A 17,320-nucleotide genomic window follows, 5' to 3' on the forward strand; every position below is an offset into this window, starting at 1 on the left:
TATCACCCTCCGTTTACGCTTATCAAAAGACCGGCGCGGGCGGCCGGTCTTTCGAATGTACAATTATGTGGCAGGAATGACGGCTCTTCTTCCAATTGAGACATATTCCACACCCGCTTGCTCTGCTTCTTTTAAGGAGTGGCAGTTTCTTCCGTCGAAAATAATCGGTTCGGCCATCAGCGTTTGATAGGCCGCTAACGGAAAATGTTTAATATCTTCCCAGTCCGTCAAAATCATAACCGCATCCGCCCCTCTGACCGCGTCTTCAATGGATTCGTGATATTCGACCGCATCAGGAAGAAATTGGGAAGCTCGCCCTGAAGCAATCGGATCATACGCTTTCATACGGGCATCAAGGGCGGCCAGGCGATTTGCAATGACGATAGACGGCGCATCACGCATGTCATCCGTGTTCGGTTTAAAAGACAGCCCTAATAAGGCAATGGTCTTCCCCGTTACGCCGCCGAGCCTGTTCAGCACTTTATCGACCAGCATAGACTGCTGGTAATTGTTCACTTTAATGACCGACTTCAACAGCTCAAAATCATGCGCCACATGTCCGGCAATTTGCACGAGGGCGTTTGTGTCTTTCGGAAAGCATGACCCGCCGTAGCCGATCCCGGCTTTTAAAAATTGGTTTCCGATCCGTTTATCCAGCCCCATACCGTGAGCGACTGACTCAACATCAGCTCCGACCTTTTCACATATATGAGAAATTTCATTGATGAAACTGATTTTTGCCGCTAAAAAGGCGTTTGACGCGTATTTGATCATTTCGGCGCTTCTGATATCTGTATGATAAATCGGGATATCAAACGGCGCGAAAACCCGTTCGAGTGTTTCTCTCGTTTGAAGGTCTTCAGTCCCGATCACAATACGGTCGCCGTGAAAGGTATCGTGAATCGCAGAACCTTCACGCAGAAATTCTGGATTTGAGGCAATGGAGATGTTCACATCCGCTTTGAGGCGTGAATGAATGATTTCGCCGATTTTGTCATTCGTTCCTACGGGCACTGTGCTTTTTGTCACCACGATTGCATTTTTCTCTATATGTTCAGCAATCTGTTCGGCGACATTTTCTATATAAGTGAGGTTGGCGTGTCCGTCTTCCTTCTGCGGCGTGCCGACCGCTATAAAAATGACCTCGGCTTCCGCAAGCCCTTTTTCATAACTGGTTTCAAAGGCCAGCCGCCTTTGTCTGATATTTTTTATCATCATATCTTCAAGGCCCGGTTCAAAGATAGGCGATATTCCCTTTCTCATTTGCTCAACTTTACGTTCGTCAATATCTATGCATGTCACGTAATGGCCGATTTCTGAAAGAGACACTCCTGTCACAAGACCGACGTAGCCTGTTCCGATCACTGTTATCTTCATCGTGTTCCCCCAACCGTTAAGAAATTGCTGCTCGGCAGCTTTACCGTTATTATCATATGAACCCGGCTTCTGTTGAATGCCGGACAGCCATATGAAGTAAGAACAGCTTCGGCCGCTGATAATAGCATAAGCATAAAGAGATGATCTTGCAAAACAGCCGCTCCCGCTTTGGAAACAGACGCCGTCATGCATATATGCCGGGGAAACCAGCCGATATTTGTTTTTTATTAAAAAAGGCCCCAGCGCTTACGCCGTGCTGCGGGCAGCGGAGGTTCTTTATAGATGGCTTTGTTCTGCAGCAGAAGCGCCGCATTTTCCGCAAACATGTAAATCGGCTCGGTTCCCGCCTCTTTTTCCAGAACGCCGAGCGCTTCCTGATAACAAAAATTCCTCGTCCCGAGATTATGAGCATCCGATGCCATAAAATGAATCAAATTGGACTCGATAAGCTGAAGCGAAAAGGATTTCGCCTTTCTCCCGAATGCTCCGGCAACGCAGCCCGCCGTCACTTGGGCGGCCGCGCCTTTTTTCACAAGACTGTACAATACGGACGGATTTTCACGGATTTCTTTGTTTCGTTCCGGGTGGGCGATGACAGGAACATAACCGTTCAGCTGCAGCTCATAAAAAAGCCTTTCGGCATAGGCCGGGACGTGATCTGCCGGAAACTCCGCCAAAACATATTTCGTCTCATGCAAAGGAACCAGTGCGCCTCTTTGAAGATCACGAAGCATTTCTCCGCCTATTCTGATTTCCTGGCCGGGAAGAACAGTCAGCGCAATACCTTCATTATTCAAACGTTTGTTTAACCTTCTGACCGCTTCTCTGACCGTATTCCGGTCAGTGTCATACCTGCCTTTGGTGTGGTGCGGTGTCGCGATGATCGTATTGATCCCTTGTCTGACGGCCTCTCTTGCCATCTCCAAGCTTTCTGAATCATCTGCCGCGCCATCGTCTATTGAAGGAAGGATGTGACAATGGATATCAATCAAACTTCAATCCCTCCAATCTTTCAGACCGGTTTTGCTGTTAAAAATAACGGACCGCCCCCATTATCGGCATCAATGACCATAATAGGCGCAGTCCGAGTGTTTCGTTTGTTTCTTTCCGTTCATGACTGCCCCGATAAGCTTGCTTCGGCATGAAACAAGGGCTTCTTTTGCCTTTGCTGCTTTTTCTTTGTCGGTTTTTCCGCTTGAAATCACCATGATAGAACCGTCTGTATAGCTGCCTAAAATTTTCGTATCGGCTGCGGCCAGCACGGGCGGCGTGTCTACAATCACTTTATCGTAAATGGCTCGGGCTTCAGCGAGCACAGCTTTCATTGTCTTTGTTGATAAAAGCTCCGCCGGGTTTGGCGGAATCGGGCCGCTCGTTAATATATCGAGATTGGCTTCGCCGGACGGCAGAACGGCTTCCTTAAACGGCATTTGTTTTAACAATAGCGACGTTAAGCCGATTCCGTTGTCCAGTTTAAAAGTGAAGTGCACAGTCGGTTTCCGTAAATCCGCATCAACTAAGAGCACTTTTTTTCCCTGCTGTGCAAATACGACGGCGAGATTAGCGGCCGTTGTTGATTTTCCTTCTTCCGGCCCTGCCGATGTGATGATGAGCGATTTCACTTCTGTGTCGATTGAAGAAAACTCGATATTCGTGCGAATGGTTCGATATTGCTCTGAATTGATCGACTTTGGCTCTGACATCGTGATCACGCTGCGTTTGTTAAGCTTATTTTTTCTACGCATCAACATGTCCACTCCCCGCGTGTTTTGATTCAGTCCCTTTCAGGCTCTTGGCCGGGTTTTCTTTGGTGCTGATTGAAGTAACCGTTCCCAAAATGGGGATGTCCAGCAGTGATTCCAGCTGCTCCTCCGATTTGATCGAATTGTCCAAATAGTCCAGTAAAAAGGCAAGGCCGACCCCTCCCAGCAGTCCAATGGCAAACGCAATCATGATATTCACGTTGCGTTTAGGCTCCACAGGTGACGGGCTGTCCGACACTTCCGCTTTTGAAAGAATGCTGACATTGTCCACATTCATGATGGATGTGATCTTGTGCTGAAAGACTGAAGCAACCGTATTTGCCATATCGGCGGCCCGTTTGGCGTCCGTATCCCGCACCGCGATTGTCACGACTTGGGAATCCTGCTCGCTGGATACCGTGATTTTAGAATCCAGCTCTTTTGAAGTCATCGAAAGATTCATCTTTTTGATAACCTCATCAAGAATGACCGGGCTTTTAATGATGACATTATACGTGTTGATTAATTGGAGGTTTGTTTGAACGTCATTAAATTGGACTTCTTTCTGATTGTTTTTTGATTGGTTGACCAATATTTGGGTTGAGTTTTCATAGACTGGCGTAAGAGCGAAGAAACTGATGAATCCGCCTGCGGCAACAGCCGCTGCGGTTATGATAAGTATAAACAGCAGACGCTTTCGCAGTACTGAGACGATTTCCTTTAAGCTTTTAGATTCTCCCATATAACCTCCATATCAGCTTGATACATTGAGATGTATTCCTATTCCCTCCAATTAACTTTTTTCCAATTACGATTATACAGCTTTGAACCGCCATTTCTAACCTTTTCAAATGACAATATTCGACAAATAAAGACAATTGGTTCTATTCGGACTATTTTTATAAGCGCTTTAGACACCGATATCATAAGACCTTGAATTCTTCCAATAAAAAAATCCCGAAGCTTAAGCTCACGGGACCTTTATGTTGCATATCCATTTTTAATATGAGAAATCAGATTCTCAAGCATTTCTTTTGTGGTCATCTCAGATGACTGCTCACCGATGTCGTGCGCATGCATTAAAATCTTCAGAAACTCCTCTTGATTTAACTTCGTGTTCTTCATCATTCGTTTCCTTTCGGCTTCCATTAAATTGAAAACAAGATTATTATATGCTGTCGGATGCTGTTTTGCAATCTCTAATACATCATTCGACACATCCGGGTTTTTATGTCCTTTTTCAGGAAAAACTTTTTCCCGGCCCTGTGTTGCGATATAATAGAGGAATTGGAATCTTTTTATTTTGTGACTCGGTTAGGAGCGATAATCATGCTTCAGGATATGATTTCTAAAGAAGATGTGCTGGCTGCGGCTGAACAGCTGAAGGAACTTCTCCCTTACAACGAAGAAAATGTTCAGCTGATTAAAAAGGCACTCATTTTATATCGGCAGGATTCCGTCTATCGTTTACAGGCAGCAGCCCCGACAGAGGTTTCTGCTTATGTGCAGGACGTTGTGCCTGTGCGGGTCACGCTGAACTTGTTTCTTATCGTGAAAAGCGGCTGTTCATGCCCGTCTGACACGATCTGCCGCCACGTGCTGGCCGCTTTTTTATATGTATATGCATTGTTTGAACGGGTCGGTTCTTTTACGGAGCATTGGCTGGAGAGAGAAAAGCTTGAGGAAAGCAAGGAGCTTGTCCGCCGGCAGTTTCAGGAAAAGGTGCTGCCTAATGAAGAGACGCTGTCAAGCTGGCTGGCTTTTTTCGATTCCGAATACTCGCTGTGGGAGGCGCGGACGCCGGCCGGAAGCCAAACGATGCAAGGGCTTTATTACGGCTACCTGTCAGCGCTCAAAAAACACGCCCCGAAAAAACCCGAGCTGAAAAGCTTATATCAAATACATTCGGCGCTTGCCGTCTGGCTTCACATGTTCAGGCTGATGGAGTCAGGCAAATTGGATGCCGAGAAAGATTTCTACAGCATGAATCCGTACGTGGAGCAGCTGATGGATACGATTTACACTTCCATTGACAGGCTGAAAACGTACGCCCTGTCTTTTTCGCTTGATCCCTTTTTGGATCGGACACCCCCGGTATTGCGCAAGCTGCTGTTTAAGGAAGATTACTTTCAATATGAACGCCTCCGGGTATTCGGTGAAATTTGGAGCGCACTTCTTAACCGGCCGAAATGGGTGGCGCGCGAACAGGAAATCCTCGCCAAAGAAGCCGGACGCCGCTTTTCACCTGAAGTGCGATTCGGACGGCTTCATTTGGCGTTTTTACAAAAAGACGATGAAACGGTGTTTGCAGAAATCACCCGCTTCCCTCCTGACGCGCTGCCATATACGTTTCAATGGCTGAGTGAGCTTGGCGCGAAAAAAGACTGGAAGCGGCTGAAAACATGGTACGGACATATCGAACCCCTTGCGGTGAGTTATACGAGGCTTGATAAACCGTTTAAAGAAATGCGCGATTGTATTGGCGAGCTGTTTGTCATGCTGTCAGACTATGCCAAGCATTCTCATGATGATTCGCTGTTTGAACGATTTGCTTCAGGCTGCCTTCCTTACTCGTTTACAGAATACAGCCAGTACTTGTACGAAAAACGGCGGTATGCGGAGTGGGTTGAGATTCACAGCCTCGTCGGCTTTTCCGTATGGGAAATTGAAAAGGACATTCTTAAGGAGATTGCCGCAAACGATCCGGAAGCTCTCATCCCCTCCTATCACAGAGCGGCCGCCTTTTTTATCGACCAAAAAAACCGTAATGCTTACAAAGAGGCTGCCCGCCATTTGAAAAAACTGCGGACTTTATATAAAAAGGCAAAAAAACAGCAGGTATGGGAGCGGTATATCAACCAGCTGAGCGGCAGCTACAAACGGCTCCGCGCCCTTCAAGAAGAATTGCAGAAAGGAAAGTTGATTGATGGCGAGTCTTAAGGAAATTTTCATTCATGTTGAACAAATGGAAGATTGGACATTTACGCTGTCAAGTTATGATGAAAATGAACAGCCGCTTACTCTCAGCCAAATGAAGACCCATTTATTCCAGTGGCATGAGTCTACATTTTACGGAACGTTTCTTGAAGACGTCAGCTTTATCGGCACCCCCGCTGTTTTGCTCAGTCCGTGGATGACGGTCGAGCTGCTCGGCAAAAACTCGTTCAACTCATTCAGCACCGTACAGCTGACAAAAGAAACGGAGCCATTGATCGAAGCGGCTTCCACCATATATGAATTTATCGCGGACGGCGATTTTCTGCCGGATTTTGAAGCATGGAAAAATGGAGTTTTGCGCTGGAAGGATCGCGAGCTGCTTTTGGAAGGTTTTACGGCAGATTGGTTTTCCGCCGCCGTTCAGGACTACATTCAGTATCAAGATGACCTCCGGGAAAAATGGCAGCATATCGAAACCCGGTCGCCGGCGGTTCATACGTTCAGAGGGTCCTTTTTGGATGAGGATGATTTTCTGGAGGGGATCGGCTGGCATGACGACCTGACCCCGTTTACCGTCGGGCTTCGGTTAAACGAGCCTGATTTTGACGGTGACAACTGGAAAATCGAAATATTTTTACGTGATAAAAAAAGCGGCAGCATCACCTTTTTCGACGGATTGCATGGGCTGAAAAAATCGTGGCAGGCGTACAGCGGCAAAATCGCGCGCGAACAGGACCGTTTTCACAGAACGGTCCCCTGGCTTTCGTTTGATTCAGGAACGACCCTTATTTCTGAGGAAGAAGCGTGGATTTTCTTATCAGAAGCGAGTGAGACGCTTGTCGACATGGGTGTGGAGATTCTCCTTCCATCGTGGTGGCAGATTGTCAGAGACAGTAATATGATGCTAAAAGCGAAAGTGTCTTCCGCGCCGCGGGGCGAGTCTTTCGTCGGCATGAACGCGCTGCTTGATTTCAACTGGCGGTTCGCCACAAACGGCATTGAACTGACAGAAGATGAGTTTAATGAGCTTGTCGCAAGCAACAGACGGCTTGTCAACATACGCGGACAGTGGGTGAAAATTGATCCGCAATTCATTAAACAAATGAAAAAGCTGATGGAAAAAGCGGAATCAGAAGGCCTTCATATGTCCGATGTATTGGCGCGTGAGCTGATGGATCAGAATGAAGATGGCGGCGAGGACACGGAATTCATTGACTCGTCAGCGTTTGCCGGCATTCAAATTGAATTGTCAAAGCAGCTCAGAAGCTTGATTCGTAAATTGTCGGACGCGGCGGACCTGCCTGAACATGAAGTCAGCCCGGCATTTCAAGGTGAACTCCGCCCTTATCAGACATACGGCATGAACTGGCTCCTGTTTTTACGGGAAAACGGCTTTGGCGCCTGCCTCGCCGATGACATGGGTCTCGGAAAGACGATTCAAATGATCGCCTATTTTCTCCATGTAAAGGAGAGCGGACGGCAAAAAACGCCGGCCTTGATCATTGCGCCGACGTCGGTGCTCGGCAACTGGCAGCGCGAGCTTCAGACCTTTGCGCCGCAGCTGAAAGCCGCACTGCATTACGGGCCGCGCCGCCCGAGAGGGGACACGTTTGCCGCAGCTTATGAAGACGCGGATGTCGTGCTCACGTCTTACGGTTTGTCGCATGCCGATCATGAGGAGCTTTCCTCCGTGACATGGAGCACAATCTGCCTTGATGAAGCGCAAAATATTAAAAACGCGCACACGAAACAGTCACGCGCGATCAGAAAGCTGAGAGGCGTCCATCATATCGCACTAAGCGGAACCCCGATGGAAAACCGCCTGACAGAGCTTTGGTCGATTTTTGATTTTATGAACAAAGGATATCTCGGCAGCCTGACCGGCTTTCATAAACGCTATGTCCTCCCGATTGAAAAAGACCGGGACGAAAAAAGAATCGGGCAGCTGCAGCAGTTAATCCGCCCGTTTTTATTGCGGCGGACAAAACGTGATGAAGAAGTGGCGCTTAATCTCCCTGACAAGCTAGAAGAAAAAGAATTCATTCCGCTGTCTGCCGAACAGGCGTCGCTTTATGAACAGCTTGTCAAAGATACGTTTGAACATATGGCTTCTTTAACCGGCATGCAGCGGAAGGCACTGATTTTAAGCATGCTCGGCCGGCTGAAGCAAATATGCGACCATCCTGCCCTCTATTTAAAGGAAGAACAGACGGAACTGTTAGCGGGCAGATCAGTAAAACTGGAAAAGCTGCTTGAATTGATGGCAGCTATCCGGGAACAGGGCGAAAGCTGCCTCATTTTCACCCAGTACATCCAGATGGGCAACATGATGAAACGCCTTCTGGAAAAAAGATTCGGGGAACCGGTTCAGTTTTTGAACGGGAGCCTCTCCAAGCAGGAACGTGATTCTCTCGTTGAACGCTTTCAAAAGAAGGAATACCCGACACTGATCCTGTCACTGAAAGCAGGCGGCACCGGCCTGAATCTCACGGCCGCCAATCACGTCATTCATTATGACAGATGGTGGAATCCAGCGGTTGAAAATCAAGCAACTGACCGCGCCTACAGAATCGGTCAGGAGCGGTTTGTCCACGTTCATAAATTAATAACGACGGGGACAATTGAAGAGAAAATCGATTTGATGCTCGAAACGAAACAAACATTGAATGACCAGATTATCCAAAGTGAAAATTGGATTACCGAGCTTTCATCCGAGGAGCTTGAAGAGTTATTCACACTCAGCGCCTCGGCGCAGTCACACTGATTACAAAAAAGGCCGGCCCTCCTAAAGAGAGCCGGCCTTTTATACGTCCTTACTGTTACGCCGCATTTGCCATGAATGCGTCACGCCAGTCATGAACAGTATGGTCAAATCTGTTACAGTAAATTCTTTATCATATGCGCGATGCCGTTTTGGTCATTTGTCAATGTGACGGCGTCAGCGATTTCCTTAATATCTCCCCGTGCGTTCCCCATCGCCACGCCTTTTCCGGCCGCTTGAAGCATTGAATAATCATTTAAGCTGTCACCGGCTGCTGCTGTTTCTGCCATCGGAATGCCGAGCCTTTTTGCCAGCCGCTTGAGCGCCTGTCCTTTAGAAGCGTTTCGGGCGGACAGCTCAAAATTATGGTCTGCTGAACTGACCAGGGTCAGGTCCTCCTGATCCCGGAATCGGTCCCATCCTGCTTTCAGCTTCTTTTCGTCAAATGAAAAACCAAGTATATTGTAGAAGTCCAGATGTTCTTTTGTGTCAAACAGCTCCCGGTACGATTGAATGTAAGCAAAACCGGACTGGCTGTATTGCACCTCTGCCGCCTGCTGCAAAACGGAAAGATCTTGCTCAGGATTGGCGCTTTTCACACGGTCAATCTCGATGTCAAGCAGCTGACGCCCTGTTTCAGGCGTATAGATGGCCTGATTCGTAAATACCTCATAATAATATTCCCCGTTTTCGAGCCAGGACAAAATATCGCGGGCTCTTGACGGATGAATCGTTTCACAGTGGTACAGGCTGCCGTCAGGGGCATGGATGGCCGCCCCGTTTACGCTGATAACCCACGTTTTCATTCCGAGCGGTTCAAAGATGGATAATACGTCAAAATGGGCGCGTCCGGTTGAAACGACAATTTCGATTCCCGCCTGCTGTGCTTCTTTTAAAGCCTGCTCGTTTTCAGTGCTTACTTGGTGCCTGCTGTTCAGCAGTGTGCCGTCCAAATCAATGGCAATCAGTTTCACATGTCCTCATCCTCTTCTTCAGAATCAGTTACAAGCAATTCTACGCCGTGCCGGTCGAGCAAATCACAAAAATCCTGATCAGGCAGCCGATCCGTAATCAGCAGGTCAATCTCGCTTAATGATGCATATTGATAAAAACTTGTGCGGCCAAGCTTGGAATGATCGCTTAAAGCGATGACCTGTTTCGCCTGCCGAATCATTTTCCGCTTGACCATGCCATCCTCTTCATGCGGAATGGTAAGTCCGTTCTCTGAAATGCCGACAACGCCAATCAGCACTTTATCGGCATGATAATCCCCCAATTTTTCTATGACGGAAGCGCCGTATAAAAACCGGTGTTCCTTTTGCAGCTTCCCGCCGAGCAAATGAATATCTATTCCCTCTTTTGCAGAGAGGATTTCCGCTTGATTGATCGAATTTGTAATAACAAGACAATCGGTGACATTTAAATGCTCGGCGCATGCCTGAACGGTTGTCGACGTATCCAGTATGATCCGGTCGCCTTTATGGATTAACGATGCGGCCAGCTTGCCGATTTTGTTTTTTTCTTCAGAAACGGTTTTCAGCCGCCCTGAATAGCCTTGTATTTCCTGATGCTTGGCCGGAAGAATGGCGCCGCCCCGTGTCCTGATAATAGCATGCCGCTCTTCCAGCTTCACCAGATCCCGCCTTGCCGTGTCTCTTGAAATGCGGAGCAGCGAACAAATTTGTTCCGCCGTAATTCGCTGATGCTGTTTCAAATAATCCATAATGGCAATCAGTCTTTCCTCTTGGTACACATCCTCATTCCTTTTCCTTCACTTATCTGTAAGTAATTATAAGTTTTTTGATAAAAAGAATCAATCATATTAAGTGATAATAAGCAAAATTGCTTCTTTATAACCATTTTTTAGCAACTTTTAAAAAACCAGTCTTTCGACTGGCGAATGGGAGGGGGTATTGCGGGGCCCGCCGTTAAGGCGGGAAGAAGAGAGGAAAAGCACGTTATTCAGCGAGCGGCTCCCTTGGTTTTTGATCCATAAAACGAACGGTATCAGCCATTACCTCAGTCACGTAAACTTTTACGCCGTCTGTTTTTTCATAACTTCTCGTCTGGATTCTGCCGCTTACGCCGACTATTGACCCTTTTTGGCAATAAAGCGCGGTGTTTTCAGCTGTCTTTCTCCAGAGGGTGCAGTTGACGAAGTCTGCTTCGGTTTCTCCTGACGCGCTTTTAAAACTGCGGCTTACCGCCAATGTAATATGGGCGACAGCCGTGCCGGCCGATGTAAAACGCAGCTCAGGATCTTTAGTCAGCCGGCCGACCAGCATTACATGATTAAACAAGCCGTATCCTCCTCTCCTTTCGAGGCTGGCTCTATTGTAGAACATGTCTTTCCAAAAGAAAAAAGCGGAAAATGGGGTTTTCTGCTTGGGCCGTTCTTATGTTTTCGTTTTCCTTTCTGACAAAAAAAATTTTTGCTTTTTTCCGCCTATGTAATATGTATTTTTCAGAAATCGAGAGAATAATTTCGTTCTGAACCAGTCCTTCTCAAACATGCGGACAAACCTTCCGCCATCCCATGCGAACCAGTGAAAACTCAGCTTTTTTTCAGGCAGTGAAAGCTGAATTTTATACTGTTCCATGCGGTCCTTTGTTTCATATAAAAATACGACATTTCCCTTCCTGTTAAGATGCACCTCACAATCTTCCTTTTTGCATATTAAGTAAGGCTGATTGCGTTCCCGGCGCGAGTACCCTTCTATATAGATTTCCTTCAGGCGCAATTGATTCATAAGCATCTCTCCATGACAATATTCTGTTACATTATAATGAAAAAATAGAAATGATTAAATGTGCATCAGCTACAAAAGAAGAAGAGGCATGTATTGCAGGATTTTTCCGGCAAAAATGATATGTGTTATAATAAATGAACGAAATCCATGGACAACAGGGGTGAAAATAAAAGATGAAAACCTTTAAACTGGTTGATCTGAATGTGGAACGATTAGATAAAGATGGTCAGCCGATTGAGCAGTTTCCCCTTATAGACGGACTGATTATTAATAAAGAAGACGGTGAAAATCACTGGTTAATCGAAGCTCTTGTCCCGGCCGAGCACCTTTCGTTTTTTCAAAAGCTGATGCAAAGCAAAAAAGAAGCGAAAGTGTTTGTCACCATTACGAAAAAGAGCAACCGTCCCGCTCAGCTGACGGGAAGCATAAAAAACATCGTCGAACTGGAAAAAAGCATTTCAGTCTTAATTTACGGTCAAATGGTCTCGAGAAATCATCCGGGATCGGAAAGCATTTTGGAGTCGCTCGTGAAAGAGGGCTACACAGGCAGCCGCTTAATTGAAGCGTTTAAACAAAAATTGTAGAGACAGCAAAAGGCCGGACGTCGATCATCCAGCCTTTTTTTGCGCCTATCCTCTTTCGTTGTCATGTGCCTGCTGTTTAAGCAAATCTCTGATTTCGGTTAGCAGCTCTGTCTGCTGATCTGCTTCTTCGGCTTCCTTCGCTTCTTCTTCAGCTTCTTTTTTACGTCTCAGCTTGCCTAATGTCCGAATCACGATAAAAATAGAAAATGAAATAATGAAGAAGTTGACGATCGTTTGAATGAAGCTTCCGTATTTGATTTGGGCTTCGCCAAATGTCACCGCAAGCCCTGAAAAATCAAGGCCGCCAAGCAGCAAGCCGACAAGCGGCATAATGATATCCTCAACGAGCGATGTGACAATCTTGCCGAAAGCGCCGCCGATGACGACACCGATTGCCAGATCCATGATATTTCCGCGCATCGCAAAGCTTTTAAATTCTGACCACATGCTATTTACCCCTTTCTGCACACAAAATGGGCTTTTCAAAAGCCCATTTGTTTGTTTTTCAGTCCTGCTTATTCACCAAGCGCAAAGGTTAATTCAGCTTCGCAAACCACTTCGCCGTCAACTTTAGCAACGCCTTTTCCGCGTCCGATCGTACCGCGGGCGCGAATGATGTCAACCTCAAGCTCAAGCTTGTCACCCGGCTTTACCTGCTTTTTGAAACGGCAGTTATCAATTCCCGCAAAAAATGCCAGTCTGCCCCGGTTTTCTTCTTTTATCAGCATCGTCACCGCTCCGACCTGAGCCAAAGCTTCAACGATTAATACGCCCGGCATGACCGGATATTCAGGGAAATGGCCGTTAAAAAAATCTTCATTTGCCGTGACGTTTTTATATCCCGCCGCCCGTTTGCCTTCTTCCACTTCTGTAATTCTGTCTACGAGCAGAAATGGGTAGCGATGGGGAATTATTTCTTTAATTTGCTGAGTATCAAGCATTCTCTTGACATCTCCTTCATTGACAATAGTATGTATAGAAGGTATACGTGTAAACCAATCTGTACATTTGGAAGTATATTATGAATCAATTTCTTTTTCAACTGAGGCTGAACCTGTAACCTGCTGGCAATGAGCCTCGTCCATTAATGTGTTATGATAAATAAAGATTTTTACCATATGCAAAGAGGTTGGAAGATGATAGCTAAGTTTACTGACAAACGATTGCTGACGATGCTGAATGAATGGTATACAGCCATGGGTAGGCGCCAATTTGATCTTGCCTGTTCCCATCAGGAAAAAATCAATCAGCATCTCCCCAAAATGAAAAAGAATACAAAGCTCTGGATCAGGTACCGGCTGTTTTTCTCGCGGTTTCAGCTGCTGTTTGAGAAAAAAGACGGACTCGAAGCGCTTTTCAGTGAGCTGAAGGCGCACAAAGATGTGATGGATCATGAATTGACTTATTATTTCTATTTTTTCAAAGGGTTATTCGACATGGTGAATGCCGCTCCGAATCGTGCGGTTTGCCGCTTTAAGGAAGCTGAACAGCACCTGCCGGCCATTAACGATCGGATTGAAGCCGCTGAATTTTATTATAAAACCGCCGGCGCTTATTATATGATGAAGTCACCTCCGCTTTCTATTCAATATGTCACGAAAGCCTTGCAGATCTACCAAAATCAATTCGGCTACATCAAAAAAATCCTCAGCTGCCAGCTGCTGCTCGCCGTAAATTACATTGACGAGGCGCGCTATGAAGAGGCAGAACAGCTCTTCAATGATTCCATAAAAAAAACGGTCCAGATCAATGACAATAACCTGCTGTGCCATGCCTATTATAATTATGGTTTCTTGAAAACCGCCGAAAAAAAAGATAAAGAGGCGCTCCGCTGCTACAAAAAGGTGTTGAAAAATCAGCGCTTCGAAGAGGAATCACCCGTTTCCTATCTTCATTGTGTATACGAAGCGGTCAGATCATTTTTTAAAACCGGTTCATTTGATGAAGGGCACGCCGTGCTGCAAAAAGGGTTAGATATTTCTGAAAAGGTGCAAAGCAAGATCATGAAGCTGAAGCTGATCACGCTTGAAACGCTTTACACATCTAAGCAAGATCCTTACGATAAATTGCAAAAGCTCGTGCTTGAGCTGGAAAAAATTGAAGCTTGGGTGGATTTAGAGGTACTTTTGGAGGATATTACCGAATACTACAAAAAGAAGGGCGATTTTGAGAAAGCCGCATTTTTTATCATGCGCGGCTGATCAAACCGCCCCTTCTTCTTATCTGACTGAGTTTATTAATCCAAGCATTTGATCTCCCATTGTAATCGTCCGGCTGTTTAGCTGATAGGATCGCTGGGATACAATTAAGTCGGTCATTTCTTTCGACATATCGACATTTGAATTTTCAAGGGCTCCCTGCTCAATGCTGATCGCCTGCCGGTTCGCTCCGGTAAGCTCTTCAAGCGCTGAGGCTTGATTGCCGTTCAGAGAAAACAGATTATCTCCTTCCGCATGAAGCTCCTGCGGATTGTTGATGTTGACGACACCGAGATTAAAGGACTGTGACCGGCCGCCCGTTTTCCCGTCAGAAGCCGTCAGCGTTCCGTTTTTATTGATCTTCACCTGGTTCAATGAACTGTCAATTTGGATGGCCTTTCCATTCTCATCAAGGATGGGATTGCCGCCGGCAGTCATAAGCTGAAGAAGACGATCATTTCCGGCAGCCGGCTTTAAATAAAGCGAGCCGTCTCTTGTATATACCCGACGGCCGCCCGCCTCTGCCTGCAGATATTGATAAGGAGATGTGAACGCGATATCAAGGTCACGGTCGGTTTTTTTAATGCTTCCCTGTCCAGAGTCCATCCTGGCCGTCATAGCCGCTCCGACGCCGAGACGCAGGCCCGGCGGTGTTTTCCGTGTTTTTGCCGAATTTTCTTTTTTGTCATCTATCTGGTCAAATTGCTGTCTGACAAGCTCGGAAAAGCGGGAATCCCTCGCTTTATACCCTGTCGTATCACTGTTTGAAAGGTTGCTGCTGACTGTATCCATCTGCTGCTGAAGCTGATTCAGGGCTGTTGAAGCTGTCAGCATTGATCTGAGCATCATAATTGAATGTCCCCCATTTTCTTACACTTTCCCGATTTCATTAGCGGCTTTATCCATGCTTTTATCGTACGCCTGAATGACTTTCTGATTGGCTTCAAAGGATCTGTACGCTTCCGTCATGTCTGTATATGTACTTGTTACATCCACATTGGAAAGCTCTGAAACGCCTTGTTTTAATGAATAGGAAACTTGCGGATTTGCCGCCGCGCTCGGCAGATCAGTGCCGTCGGCCGTGCTGTATAAGTCATTGCCGTCCCTTTTCAGATTGCGCACGTCCTCTTCCATTCTGATGTCAATCCGTCCCGCCGTACGTCCGTTTGTTGTAACCGTCCCGTTTTCTGAAACGGCAAACTTTTCGTTATCGACCGTGATGGGCTGTCCTGCTGTTGATAAAACAAGATTTCCGTTAATCGTAAGCTGATTGTTATCATTTAATGAGAACGTGCTGCTTTTTGAATAACGGACGCCGCCCGCCGTTTGCACGGGGTAAAACAGCTCTGCGTTTTCATTTGTTTCTGCATTCTTCGGAACCTGGTTCTCCACAAGCGCGATATCCGTCGGCTGATCGGTCGTTTTCAGGCTGCCCTGTGTAAACAGCGGTTTCAGCTCCTGCATGTATACTCCCGTGTTGACAGAACCGACCTTCGTTTTTTTGTCTCCTTCAATTCTGCTCAGCAGCATCTCGGGAAAAGCGCGGATAGAGCCTTGGTCTTCCTTGTAGCCTGACGTATTTGCGTTGGCGATGTTGTTCGACAGCATTTCCGTTCTTCTTTGCTGTGTAATCATTGCGGACGCTGCGGTATATAATCCTTTTAACAAGTTTTCCACCTCTAAAATAGCATTTTTTCCAGTTGTTTCATCGGAACATTTGTTCTATAATGAAGATCAGCATTTTACTATATTATCGGTTTTTCCTATCCGTTCGTGAAGGGTTTTAAGAAAAAAACCCCATTCTTTTTCAGAATGAGGTTTTATGATCAGCTCAGTTTGCGTTTTGGAAGCTTATCCATGTTATCAAGCATTACACCGGTTCCGATCGCAACACAGTCCATCGGGTTTTCAGCGACAAGCACCGGAACCCTCAGTTCTTCAGCGAGCAGCTGGTCAAGGCCGTTTAACAGCGCTCCGCCGCCGGTAATAATGACGCCGCGGTCGATAATGTCAGCGGACAGCTCAGGCGGTGTTCTTTCAAGGACTTGCTTGGCCGCCTGCACAATGACAGCGACTGATTCACGAAGGGCTTCCTCGACTTCTTTACTGTTGACCGTAATCGTTCTCGGCAGACCGGATACCATATCACGGCCGCGAATGGTGATTTCTTCATGACGTGCGTCTGGGAAAACCGTTGCGACCTTCACCTTAATATCTTCAGCGGTACGTTCGCCGATCAGCAGCTTGTACTCGCGTTTGATATAATTTAAGATTTCCATGTCAAACTTGTCCCCAGCCATTTTAATAGAAGAGGAGGTGACAATATCGCCCATTGAAATAACTGCGATATCAGTCGTACCGCCTCCTATGTCTACAACCATGTTACCGCTTGGCTGAAATATTTCCATACCCGCGCCGATAGCGGCAACTTTCGGTTCTTCTTCAAGGTACACATGCTTTCCGCCGCTTTTTTCAGCTGCTTCTTTAATCGCTTTTTGCTCAACGGACGTAATATTCGTCGGGCAGCAGATCAGCATGCGCGGTTTTGAGAAAAGGCCCTTTACATTCAGTTTGTTAATGAAGTGCTTCAGCATGGCTTCTGTTACTTCAAAATCTGCGATTACTCCGTCTTTCATCGGGCGAATCGCAACAATATTCCCAGGGGTACGTCCAACCATTCGTCTGGCTTCTTCGCCGACAGCCAGCACTTTTCCGCTGTTTTTATCAAGCGCCACAACGGATGGCTCATTCAGAACAATTCCTTTACCTTTTACATGGATCAGTACATTTGCAGTACCGAGGTCAATTCCAATATCCCTTGCAAACATCTATTTATATCCTCCTTGACATCTGTTTCACAGTAAATATCCACATTGTGCCCTAATTATATATATTATCATAATTTATCAAAAAAAAGCTCCTGTTCCTTATAAGTTCTTTACAAAATTTTGCGGATATTCATGAAAAAATG

The 17,320-nt window shown here is 46.4% G+C and carries 18 protein-coding genes; 4 read left to right on the forward strand and 14 right to left on the reverse strand.

Features of this window, described 5'->3' with window-relative positions; translation table 11 throughout:
• Positions 1-63: 63 nt before the first annotated feature.
• The 5 genes from AXI59_RS08945 to AXI59_RS19750 all read right to left on the reverse strand — a co-directional run bounded on the left by AXI59_RS08945 (position 64) and on the right by AXI59_RS19750 (position 4,244).
• Complete coding sequence (locus AXI59_RS08945) at positions 64-1,377, reverse strand: UDP-glucose dehydrogenase family protein (protein ID WP_061528027.1); 1,314 nt, start codon at positions 1,375-1,377, stop codon at positions 64-66.
• 227 nt (positions 1,378-1,604) lie between these two features.
• Positions 1,605-2,369, reverse strand: coding sequence for a tyrosine-protein phosphatase (locus AXI59_RS08950; RefSeq protein ID WP_061522584.1), 765 nt, complete (start codon positions 2,367-2,369; stop codon positions 1,605-1,607).
• A gap of 69 nt (positions 2,370-2,438) precedes the next feature.
• Positions 2,439-3,128 (reverse strand): CpsD/CapB family tyrosine-protein kinase, encoded by a 690-nt coding sequence (locus AXI59_RS08955; protein WP_061527986.1) that lies wholly within the window; start codon positions 3,126-3,128, stop codon positions 2,439-2,441.
• On the reverse strand, positions 3,115-3,861 hold the full coding sequence (tkmA, locus tag AXI59_RS08960; RefSeq protein WP_061527987.1) for a protein-tyrosine kinase activator TkmA: 747 nt from the start codon (positions 3,859-3,861) through the stop codon (positions 3,115-3,117). Before tkmA ends, AXI59_RS08955 begins: the two co-directional genes overlap by 14 nt.
• Positions 3,862-4,100: 239 nt before the next feature.
• On the reverse strand, positions 4,101-4,244 hold the full coding sequence (locus AXI59_RS19750) for a YwzD family small protein (RefSeq protein WP_156476250.1): 144 nt from the start codon (positions 4,242-4,244) through the stop codon (positions 4,101-4,103).
• 204 nt (positions 4,245-4,448) lie between these two features.
• On the opposite strand from AXI59_RS19750, the gene AXI59_RS08970 reads away from it, so the two are divergent.
• Both AXI59_RS08970 and AXI59_RS08975 read left to right on the forward strand, forming a co-directional pair.
• Entirely contained in the window at positions 4,449-6,059 is a 1,611-nt protein-coding gene (locus tag AXI59_RS08970) for an SWIM zinc finger family protein (RefSeq protein ID WP_061527989.1), read from the forward strand.
• Complete coding sequence (locus AXI59_RS08975; RefSeq protein WP_061522580.1) at positions 6,046-8,820, forward strand: DEAD/DEAH box helicase; 2,775 nt, start codon at positions 6,046-6,048, stop codon at positions 8,818-8,820. Before AXI59_RS08970 ends, AXI59_RS08975 begins: the two co-directional genes overlap by 14 nt.
• A gap of 113 nt (positions 8,821-8,933) precedes the next feature.
• Here the strand turns inward: AXI59_RS08975 and AXI59_RS08980 are convergent, their stop codons facing one another.
• The 4 genes from AXI59_RS08980 to AXI59_RS08995 form a co-directional block, all read right to left on the reverse strand.
• Positions 8,934-9,791 carry a Cof-type HAD-IIB family hydrolase gene (locus tag AXI59_RS08980; protein ID WP_061527990.1) on the reverse strand — a complete coding sequence of 286 codons (858 nt, stop codon included), beginning with the start codon at positions 9,789-9,791 and terminating at the stop codon, positions 8,934-8,936.
• Positions 9,788-10,570 carry a DeoR/GlpR family DNA-binding transcription regulator gene (locus tag AXI59_RS08985; RefSeq protein ID WP_061527991.1) on the reverse strand — a complete coding sequence of 261 codons (783 nt, stop codon included), beginning with the start codon at positions 10,568-10,570 and terminating at the stop codon, positions 9,788-9,790. The genes AXI59_RS08980 and AXI59_RS08985 overlap by 4 nt, the downstream gene beginning before the upstream one ends.
• A 205-nt stretch (positions 10,571-10,775) precedes the next feature.
• Positions 10,776-11,117 (reverse strand): single-stranded DNA-binding protein SsbB, encoded by a 342-nt coding sequence (ssbB, locus tag AXI59_RS08990; protein ID WP_061522577.1) that lies wholly within the window; start codon positions 11,115-11,117, stop codon positions 10,776-10,778.
• Between the two features lie 96 nt (positions 11,118-11,213).
• Positions 11,214-11,567 (reverse strand): hypothetical protein, encoded by a 354-nt coding sequence (locus tag AXI59_RS08995; RefSeq protein WP_061522576.1) that lies wholly within the window; start codon positions 11,565-11,567, stop codon positions 11,214-11,216.
• A 173-nt stretch (positions 11,568-11,740) separates the two neighbouring features.
• Here AXI59_RS08995 and AXI59_RS09000 point away from each other — a divergent pair, with 173 nt between their 5' ends.
• Entirely contained in the window at positions 11,741-12,151 is a 411-nt protein-coding gene (locus AXI59_RS09000; RefSeq protein ID WP_061522575.1) for a YwpF-like family protein, read from the forward strand.
• Between the two features lie 45 nt (positions 12,152-12,196).
• Here AXI59_RS09000 and mscL read toward each other — a convergent pair whose 3' ends face one another.
• Both mscL and fabZ read right to left on the reverse strand, forming a co-directional pair.
• A complete protein-coding gene (gene mscL / locus AXI59_RS09005) occupies positions 12,197-12,598 on the reverse strand; it encodes a large conductance mechanosensitive channel protein MscL (protein WP_061527992.1) in 402 nt (133 codons plus the stop codon).
• 68 nt (positions 12,599-12,666) lie between these two features.
• Positions 12,667-13,092 carry a 3-hydroxyacyl-ACP dehydratase FabZ gene (gene fabZ / locus AXI59_RS09010; RefSeq protein ID WP_061527993.1) on the reverse strand — a complete coding sequence of 142 codons (426 nt, stop codon included), beginning with the start codon at positions 13,090-13,092 and terminating at the stop codon, positions 12,667-12,669.
• 195 nt (positions 13,093-13,287) lie between these two features.
• Here fabZ and AXI59_RS09015 point away from each other — a divergent pair, with 195 nt between their 5' ends.
• A complete protein-coding gene (locus tag AXI59_RS09015; protein ID WP_061527994.1) occupies positions 13,288-14,352 on the forward strand; it encodes a response regulator aspartate phosphatase in 1,065 nt (354 codons plus the stop codon).
• A gap of 18 nt (positions 14,353-14,370) precedes the next feature.
• On the opposite strand, the gene AXI59_RS09020 is transcribed toward AXI59_RS09015, so the two are convergent.
• The 3 genes from AXI59_RS09020 to mbl all read right to left on the reverse strand — a co-directional run bounded on the left by AXI59_RS09020 (position 14,371) and on the right by mbl (position 17,177).
• A complete protein-coding gene (locus AXI59_RS09020) occupies positions 14,371-15,195 on the reverse strand; it encodes a flagellar hook-basal body protein (protein ID WP_061528028.1) in 825 nt (274 codons plus the stop codon).
• A 24-nt stretch (positions 15,196-15,219) separates the two neighbouring features.
• A complete protein-coding gene (locus AXI59_RS09025) occupies positions 15,220-16,017 on the reverse strand; it encodes a flagellar hook-basal body protein (protein WP_061527995.1) in 798 nt (265 codons plus the stop codon).
• Between the two features lie 158 nt (positions 16,018-16,175).
• Positions 16,176-17,177, reverse strand: coding sequence for a cell shape-determining protein Mbl (gene mbl, locus AXI59_RS09030; protein ID WP_061527996.1), 1,002 nt, complete (start codon positions 17,175-17,177; stop codon positions 16,176-16,178).
• Between the last annotated feature and the right edge of the window lie 143 nt (positions 17,178-17,320).

It is taken from the genome of Bacillus nakamurai, assembly GCF_001584325.1.
Classification (GTDB): domain Bacteria; phylum Bacillota; class Bacilli; order Bacillales; family Bacillaceae; genus Bacillus; species Bacillus nakamurai.